Source organism: Corynebacterium sp. ACRPH, from assembly GCF_022347285.1.
In the GTDB taxonomy this organism is placed as follows: Bacteria; Actinomycetota; Actinomycetes; order Mycobacteriales; family Mycobacteriaceae; genus Corynebacterium.
This window is the reverse complement of the sequence record NZ_JAKRND010000007.1, coordinates 123,295-131,993: the sequence shown is the minus strand read 5'-3', so window position 1 is coordinate 131,993 and position 8,699 is coordinate 123,295. Positions and strand designations below refer to the sequence as shown.

The following is an 8,699-nucleotide window of genomic DNA, read 5'->3' as shown; positions in this document are numbered from 1 at the left end:
ACGACAACGCTATCCCAACCGAATACCAACACAACTTAGGCATCCGGAAAGGACCAATGAAATAAAAAAGGGGCCCACCCCGGCGACACGCCGAGCGGACACACTTTTTGTCTATTAACCCCGGCATGACCCCACAGAAAAACAGAAGAAACCGGAGGTCACTAACCCTTTCGAGTTTGTTACCTCCGGTGTCGCAGTTTGTTCAACTGCTCGCTGTGGGCGAAGGGGGACTTGAACCCCCACGTCCCGAAGGACACTGGCACCTGAAGCCAGCGCGTCTGCCATTCCGCCACTCGCCCGAGTGACTATGTAGGACACATGGTATTCACCACAGTGTTTACACTGTCTTGCCTACTGAAACCACACATTCCTAACCGGAATCTGTGCTCGCTGGCAACGAAATGAAACTCTAGCACGATGCGCGCCCACTTCCAAAAAACGCATCTGACCTGCGCGAAAATGCACGTTACCCGTCACTACCCCTATAATGGCCAACTACACACTCGCAGCATCAGGGTATGGCTGCACAGCACAACCTGCCACTCGGTGCCCGCGGCTTTCGTCATACAGCGCCCCGCCAGGCACAACTAGCGCCAGGCATTTAAGGCATGCGACTGCAGTGGAAAACACAGGACGACACAGGAGGACTACGGACAATGAGTCTGTTTGGACGTTTCAAGAAGCTCGACAGCTCGCTTCAGCGCGGGCTGGATAACGGCTTCGCACGTGTCTTCGGCGGTGAGGTTGTTCCAACCGAGATCGACGAGGTTCTTAAGCAGTACGCCGAAGAGTCCGTCATGACGGATGCCCAGGACCAGCGTTTGGCCCCCAGCTACTTCCAGGTACTCGTCAGCACCCGCGACTACGCAAGCCTCACCGAGTCCCGCCCGCGCTTGGCCGAGGAGATGGGCGATCGCCTGAGCCGCTTCATTCGTAACCAGGGCTGGCGCACAAACGAGCCGGTCAAGGTGAACCTTTCCGCCCACAACGGCTTGCACTCCGGACAGATGCGTGCCGACGCCCGCTTTGACGTTCCGCGCACCAAAAATGGCTCCAGCTCAAACGTCGCTATTGGCGAAGATGCCGGTGCGGCGGCGGGCAGCCAACCTTCTCACGGCAACCCAGACGGTGGATATAGCGATTCCTACCCGCAAGCTGTTCAAGACGACGGTCGTCCGGAATGGCCGTCGTCGCAGCCCGGCGAGCGTTCGTTAGTCTCTCATGATTATGACGCCCCTAGCTCCAACGACGACCCTTCCAGCGATGCTCACCACCCCAACTCCGGGCGGTCTCTAGGGGATCTGGTTTCGTCGGCGGATGCACAGCACCACCACGACGAGTCGGCCGGCGCTACTGGCGCCGCCGCTGCAAGCGCAGTCGGCGCTGGGGCTGCCGGGGCAGCAAGTGTGCACCGTGCCGCCCCGGATTTCGCGCGCAACCAGTGGACGGACCAGGCGCAGCAAGCGGAAGATTCTGAGTACCCGGCATCCCCGGTATCCCAGGAACCCCAGGAATCTTGGGATTCCCGCGACTACCAAGCCCAGGACGAACAGAAGGAAAGCGCCGTGCACAACCAGCAGAACTGGCAGGGCCAGCAGGAAGGCAATGATTTCGAACGTCCTGTGAGCTACCCGGGCACCGAAGTCATTGTGCAGTCCACTCCCTCCCCCGTACGCGGAGGCGTGGGCGCGGACAGCGGCGAGAGCGAACTGCGGGTCACCCTCACGCTGCACGATGGCTCCGACCGCACCTACGAACTACGCAAGGGCAGCAACATCATCGGACGTGGCAACGGAGTAGATCTGCGCATCCCCGATACCGGTGTCTCCCGCCAGCACGCAGACATCACCTGGGACGGCTACGATGCGGTACTGACGGACCTGCAGTCCACCAACGGCACCTCCGTTAACGGCACCCCGATCGAAAACTGGCTGTTGGCCAGCGGCGACGTGATTTCGCTGGGCCACTCTGAAATCGGCGTGGAGTTCCACTAACCCTATTTTTCCTTTCCGCCCTACTCCTTCAGGTTCATCTAAACTAGGCTATTCACATACACATGTACCCCTCGGGGCTATGTGCGCCTGTGTTTATTGAGTGGTTCATGGAGTACTCACCGAGTGCTCACCGAACCTTCCGACCTTAATGAGGAGTTGAATACCGTGCAGACCACACTACTTTTGCTGGTCAAGATTGGCCTGCTGCTTTTGCTGTGGTTCTTCATCTGGATGACTGTTCGCTCCCTCAAAAAGGATGCGGATCGCACCTCTGGCTTGACTCCCGCCGGGATGGCTCCCATCGCGGCGGGATACGGCAGTCCCATGAACGAGCCCTCCTCTTCCGGCCATGCTTTCCGCAGACACAAGGCGCCTAGTTCCCTGGAGCTCACCAGCGGTCCGCTGACCGGCACCACGCTGAACCTCAAGGGATATCAGGACGTCTCCATCGGTCGCTCGCAGTCGTGCACGCTGGTGCTGGAGGATGATTTTGCCTCCGGCACTCACGCGCGTCTGATCCGCCGCGGCTCGGATTGGTACGTCGAAGACCTCGACTCCCGCAACGGCACCTGGATCGGTAACGAGCGCCTGGACCAGCCCGTTAAGCTTTCCGCCGGTATGGAAATCCGCATCGGCCAAACCCACGTGAGGATGGACGCATGACCGAGGGCAAGAACGGAAACATCGGGCGCACGCTGAACTATGCCGCGTGCTCTGACCGTGGCCTGGTCCGCGGCAACAACGAGGACTCCGCCTATGCCGGCCCGCGTCTGCTGGCTTTGGCTGACGGCATGGGGGGCCACGCCGCCGGCGAGGTTGCCTCCCAGTTCCTCATCAATGCCCTCAGTCCCCTGGATTCCCCGCTGATTGACGAGCCCAACAACCGCGATCAGTTGGAAAATTTGCTGGCCACGGCCACGGATGAGGGCAACCAGGACATCGCCGCACACGTCGACGAGCACCCAAACTTGGATGGCATGGGCTGCACCCTGACCTCCATGCTCTTCCGCGAGGACGAGGTCGCCATCTGCCACATCGGCGACTCCCGCGGCTACGTGCTGCGCGACGGCGAGCTGCGTCAGGTCACCAAGGACGACACGTTCGTCCAGTCCCTCGTCGACGAGGGCAAGCTCGATCCCGAGGACGTCAGCAGTCACCCGCAGCGTTCCCTCATCCTCAAGGCCCTCACCGGCCGTCCCGTCGAACCCACCCTGTGGCGTGAAAAAACGCAGGTCGGTGACCGCTTCATGCTCTGCTCCGACGGGCTTTCGGATCCGGTCAGCATCGACACGATCCGCGAGGTTCTCTCTCACGGCACCCCGGAGAAGGCTGCCCGCAAGCTCATTGAGATGGCACTGCGTGGCGGTGGCCCGGACAACGTCACCGTTGTTGTTGCCGATGTTGTTGGTTTTGACGCCGACTCCAACGCCCCGACAGACCCGGAGCTCACCCTGCCACCCCGCCCGGTGATGGCGGGTGCTATTGCAGGTGAGGCAGTGGATATGCCACGCCCGAATTCTTCGGCAGCCCGCGCAGCAGCTATTCAGGGGCTGTCGACGGCGGCGTCACCAAAAAAGGACGAGGAAGACGACGAGCCCGAACCTGCGACGGCCAACGGTGGCCACGATCACACAGGTAACGGCAACAACGTCCACGACGATGGCCACAGCGTAGGCGATGCAGAGCCCAGCGCGGCCAAGAAGCCGAAGAAATCCCGGCGCGGACTGTGGGTGACGCTGGCGATCATCCTGGCCGTTGTGCTGGCCGGCGGTGCGGTGACCTATGTGATGTACCAGCGAGTGAAGGACACGTACTACGTCACCGCGGATAACTCGCAGATCAAGGTGATGAACGGCACTGATTCTTCCGTAATGGGATTCAAGCTGAACTCTGTGCACCAGGACGTCTGCCTGGACGACGAAGGCAAGGCGACCTTCGTGGATCCGGGTGCGGGTGGCGACTGCCACCTGTTTAAGACCTCCGATCTGACTCCGGCGGCGCAGGGCGCACTGTCGGATCTGCCGGAGGATTCCTACGACAAGGTCACCGGTCAGGTCAACCGTTTGGCGGAGCAAACTTTGCCGGTCTGTGTGACGCGGGTGCCGGCAGACGGAGACAAGAGCGGCAAGGACGGCGAAGACGACAAGGAAAAGGCCAAGAGCGACTCCGATAAGGAGAAGAGCAAGAAGGACAGAGAAAAGAACAGCGACGCGCCCGAAGACCTCACGACCCCCGGAGTCTCCTGCCGCGAGGTGAAGTAACCATGAAGCTTTTTAGCCGACGCACCGAGGCTGGCCTGTTGCTGCTGGCCGCCATCGTTTTGCTGCTGGCCATCGTGGCCCTGGAGATCTCGCAGGGCAAGGAAATCAGCTCTGAGGTTTTCTACCTGGTCGGCGCATTCTTCGTAACCTTCCTGGTGGCGCATCTGGTGGTGTGCTGGACGGCTCCGGAGGCCGACCAGATCATGCTGCCGATCGCGGCCCTACTCAACGGCCTGGGGCTGGTGATGATCTACCGGCTGGACCTGGGATCGGGCCTCACGCTGGCGAAGTCGCAGATCATGTGGACCGCCCTGGGTGTGATCCTGTTCTGCCTGGTGATTAGCTTCCTGCGGGATCATCGCTCGCTGCAGAACTACTCGTATCTGCTGGGTCTGGCGGGCCTCATCCTGACGGCCCTGCCGATCGTCTGGCCTACCTCTCTGAACGCGGACGCAAAAGTGTGGATCAGCATCGGCCCGTTCTCGATCCAGCCCGGCGAGTTTGCAAAGATCATGCTGCTGCTGTTCTTCGCCGCGCTGCTGGTGAATAAGCGCCGTCTGTTCAACGTAGCCGGCAAGTCCTTCCTGGGTTTGCAGTTCCCACGTCTGCGCGACCTGGGTCCACTGTTTCTGGTGTGGGGAATCGCGCTGATGATCATGGCCGCGCAGAATGACTTCGGCCCGGCCCTGCTGTTGTTCGGCACCGTGCTGGGCATGCTATACATCGCCACCGGTCGCGCCTCCTGGCTGGTGCTGGGCCTCGGCCTGGCTTTCATCGGTGCATTCGGCGTGTACCAGATCTCGGACAAGATCCAGAATCGCGTGTCCAACTTTGTGGATCCGCTGGCGAACTACGACGGCAACGGCTTCCAGCTCTCCCAGGCCCTGTTCGGCATGTCCTTCGGTGGCGTGACCGGCCGCGGCCTGGGCGAGGGCTACCCGAACAACATCCCCGTCGCGCACTCCGACTTCATCCTGGCCGCCATCGGCGAGGAGCTGGGGCTGATCGGCTTGGCAGGCGTGCTGCTGGCCTACGCGGTCTTCGTGTCGCGCGGCTTCAACACTGCCATGCGGGCCCGCGATTCCTATGGCAAGCTCGTCGCCGCGGGTCTGGCACTGACGATCGCCATCCAGGTTTTCGTGGTCACCGGCGGTATTTCCCGCCTGCTGCCCATGACCGGCCTCACCACGCCGTTCCTGTCGCACGGTGGTTCGTCACTGTTGGCGAACTACATCCTGTTGGCAATTATTCTTCGTATTTCTCATGACGCCCGCACACCCCTGGCCATTAAGGAAAGAGAGGAAGCATGAACCGCTCCATCCGCGCGGTAGCCATCTTTAGCTTCATCTTGGTGGTCGCCCTCATCGCAAACCTGACCTACATCCAAGGCTTCCAGCAGAAGTCGCTGGCGCAGAATCCGCTGAATTCGCGTCAATTCCTAGAGGCGAAGTCGAAGGAACGCGGCAGCATCATCGCCGGCGACCAGGTGCTAGCCAGGTCCGTGAAGGATTCCGACGACTTCTACGACCGCGAGTACCCGTACATGTCCGCCAAGTACGGCTCCGTAATCGGCTACCTGTCTGACCAGTACGGTGCCTCGGGTATCGAGTCTTCCCAGAACTCCATCCTCACCGGCGAGGACGATTCCCTGTTCGCCACCCGCACGTGGGACATGCTGACGGGCAAGGAGGCCGGCGGGGCGAACGTGGAGCTCACGCTCAACCCGCAGGTGCAGGAGGTCGCCTACGACCAGCTGGCCAACAAGGGCTACTCCGGTTCCGTGGTGGCTCTGCGCCCGTCCACGGGCGAAGTGCTGGCGATGGCCAGCACCCCCTCGGCCGACCCGGCACAGATCGTCGGCCCGCCAGCCGAGCAGGCCAAGACGAACTTTGAGAACTACGCCAACGACGATTCCGCTCTGCTGTTGAACCGCTCCACGCAGCAGATCCAGCCGCCGGGCTCGACGTTCAAGGTCATCACCACCGCGGCTGCCCTGGAGGAAGGCGACACCCCGGAGACCTCAGTGACCGCCGCACCGCAGATCACCCTGCCGGATACGGCCACGACCCTGGAGAACTACGGCGGCGCGGCCTGTGGCGGCGGTGGCACCACCACCCTGCGCGAGGCCTTCAAGCGTTCCTGCAACACTGCCTTCGTGGACATCTCCACCCGCCACGGCGCGGATAAGTTCAAGAAGATTTCCGAGAACTTCGGCATCGGGGAAAAGGACGACTACCTGGGCCTGCCGGTGGAGCCCTCCCGCCTGGGTGACATCCCGGACGGTGCGGCCCTCGGCCAGTCCTCCATCGGCCAGCGCGACGTGGCGCTGACCCCGCTGCAGAATGCGGTGATCGCCGCGACCATCGCCAACGGTGGTGTGCGCATGAAGCCTTACCTGGTCAGCAAGATCACCGGCCGCGATCTTTCCACCCTGCGGACCACCAAGCCGCAGAAGGCCCAGCGCGCGATGCCGGAGAAAACGGCCGATACCTTGAAGGATCTAATGGTGGAGGCCGAGAAGTGGGCCGGCGGCGATGCCTCCATCGCTTCGAAGACAGGTACTGCTGAGCACGGCGAAGATTCCCGCAACTCCAAGCCACACGCCTGGTACATCGCCTTTTCCACTACGGCCGACGTGGCGGTAGCCGTTCTGGTGGAAAATGGTGGCGACCGCGGGCAAGCAGCTACCGGTGGTTCGGTGGCCGGCCCCATCGGCCGAGCCGTCATCCACGCAGCTGAGAAGGAGCAGCAGTAGGCCATGAGCGATTCCCGTCAACCCGACCGTACAGAGATTGAGCGTACGCAGCGGCTTCTGGGCAAACGCTTCGAGCTGCAGTGGATCATCGGCCGCGGCGGTATGTCCACCGTATGGCTTGCCCACGATGTCGAGCAGCAGCGCGATGTAGCCGTCAAAATCCTCAAGCCGGAGTACACGGAAAACGAGGAGTTCCGTGCGCGCTTCCGTAACGAGGCCTCCGCTGCTCAGGACCTCGACAGCCCTAACGTCGTAAGAACCTACGACTCCGGCGAGGTCGAGGACCCGGACAACGGTACGGTGTTTTGCTACATCATCATGGAGTACATCCGTGGCGAGTCCCTAGCCGATGTGCTCTCGCGCGAATCCTCGCTGCCGCAGAATCTGGCGCTAGACGTATTGACGCAAACAGCCGCGGGGCTAAAGGCCATCCACGAAGCCGGACTGGTGCACCGCGACATTAAGCCGGGCAACCTATTGATCACCTCCGATGGTTTCGTGAAGATCACGGACTTCGGCATTGCCAAGGCCGCCGCCGCGGTGCCGTTGACCCGCACGGGCATGGTGGTTGGTACCGCCCAGTACGTATCCCCCGAGCAGGCGCAAGGCGACCAGGTCGGCCCGGCCAGCGACGTGTACTCCTTGGGCGTGGTCGGCTTCGAGATGCTGGCGGGCTACCGTCCGTTCTCCGGCGAATCCACCGTGTCCGTAGCAATCAAGCACATCTCCGAAACCCCACCGGAGCTGCCGGAAGTGGTCGACCCCAACCTGCGGGAATTGATCAAAGTCTGCCTGCGCAAGAATCCGCGGACGCGCTACGCCGACGGCGCGGAACTTGTCGCCGCCACTGTCATGGTGGCCGAGGGCAAGCAACCCCCGTCCCCGCACAACGTGCCGAACGTCAGCACCGAACCGCACCCGCTGACCGAGCAGCTGGGCAACGTTGCCAGCGGGCCGGGAACTCGAGTGCCTTCAGAGTCGGGGCCCGGGTACGGGCCGGGATCAGAGCACGGGCCAGGTCAAGGTTCCGGTTACCCTGGCCCCTCCGGCCCGGCTGCCGGTGCAGGTGCTCCGGCCACGGGCGCGGGCTACCCCGCGACTGCACGCGGGGCGGGTGGGGCGCAGGGGGCGTCACCAAGAAAAAACCGCTTGATCATCGCGGTGCTGGCCCTGGTGAGCATCCTCGCGCTTGCGCTGGCCACCTTCCTGCTGACCAGCGGTGGCGACGACGAAGCGCCGAACCCGTCAACGATGACCGTAACCAACGAGGTCACAACCAGCCCGACGGAGGAGGAAGAAGATCCGACCAACCCGGATGGCAACGCCCCCGCGCCGGTAAACCCGGTGCCGACGGACACGACGAATGGCCCGGAACCCGCACCGGGGACCGAGACCACGTCGGAACCGCCGGAGACCTCCGACGAACGCGAGCCTTCGTTCCCCACTTTGCCGACCATCCCGAATGGCGGAGGGCGCGGCAACGACAGTGACAACGGCAACGGTGGAAATGGTGGTCAGGGCGGCAATGGCGGCAACCACAACACTGCTCGCCCGAACCAACCCGGCCGCCCGCAGACGAACGATAACGCAACCTCGGCGGACAACGATGTACCTGCCGAATTACGCAATAGGGAGGCCGATCCGGAAAGCCAGCCAGTGCTTTAAGCGTTTAAGCACGATTCTTTTTAG

General features: G+C 62.3%; 6 protein-coding genes and 1 tRNA gene. 6 read left to right on the top strand and 1 reads right to left on the bottom strand.

Annotation, left to right across the window (positions count from 1 at the left end; translation table 11 throughout):
- Window positions 1–216: 216 nt before the first annotated feature.
- Window positions 217–299 (bottom strand) — tRNA-Leu (locus MHX66_RS05530).
- Between the two features lie 357 nt (window positions 300–656).
- Between MHX66_RS05530 and MHX66_RS05525 the strand changes: the two genes are divergently transcribed.
- The 6 genes from MHX66_RS05525 to MHX66_RS05500 all read left to right on the top strand — a co-directional run bounded on the left by MHX66_RS05525 (window position 657) and on the right by MHX66_RS05500 (window position 8,675).
- The gene (locus MHX66_RS05525; protein ID WP_239200998.1) at window positions 657–1,994 is read left to right on the top strand and encodes a DUF3662 and FHA domain-containing protein; all 1,338 of its coding nucleotides are present in this window, start codon (window positions 657–659) and stop codon (window positions 1,992–1,994) included.
- Between the two features lie 165 nt (window positions 1,995–2,159).
- A complete protein-coding gene (locus MHX66_RS05520) occupies window positions 2,160–2,657 on the top strand; it encodes an FHA domain-containing protein (protein ID WP_239201019.1) in 498 nt (165 codons plus the stop codon).
- Window positions 2,654–4,255, top strand: a complete 1,602-nt coding sequence (locus tag MHX66_RS05515) for a protein phosphatase 2C domain-containing protein (protein WP_255717215.1) — start codon at window positions 2,654–2,656, stop codon at window positions 4,253–4,255. The genes MHX66_RS05520 and MHX66_RS05515 overlap by 4 nt, the downstream gene beginning before the upstream one ends.
- Window positions 4,256–4,257: 2 nt before the next feature.
- Window positions 4,258–5,565 carry an FtsW/RodA/SpoVE family cell cycle protein gene (locus tag MHX66_RS05510; RefSeq protein WP_239200996.1) on the top strand — a complete coding sequence of 436 codons (1,308 nt, stop codon included), beginning with the start codon at window positions 4,258–4,260 and terminating at the stop codon, window positions 5,563–5,565.
- On the top strand, window positions 5,562–7,010 hold the full coding sequence (locus MHX66_RS05505; RefSeq protein ID WP_239200991.1) for a penicillin-binding transpeptidase domain-containing protein: 1,449 nt from the start codon (window positions 5,562–5,564) through the stop codon (window positions 7,008–7,010). Before MHX66_RS05510 ends, MHX66_RS05505 begins: the two co-directional genes overlap by 4 nt.
- Window positions 7,011–7,013: 3 nt before the next feature.
- Window positions 7,014–8,675, top strand: coding sequence for a serine/threonine-protein kinase (locus MHX66_RS05500; RefSeq protein WP_239200990.1), 1,662 nt, complete (start codon window positions 7,014–7,016; stop codon window positions 8,673–8,675).
- Window positions 8,676–8,699: the final 24 nt, after the last annotated feature.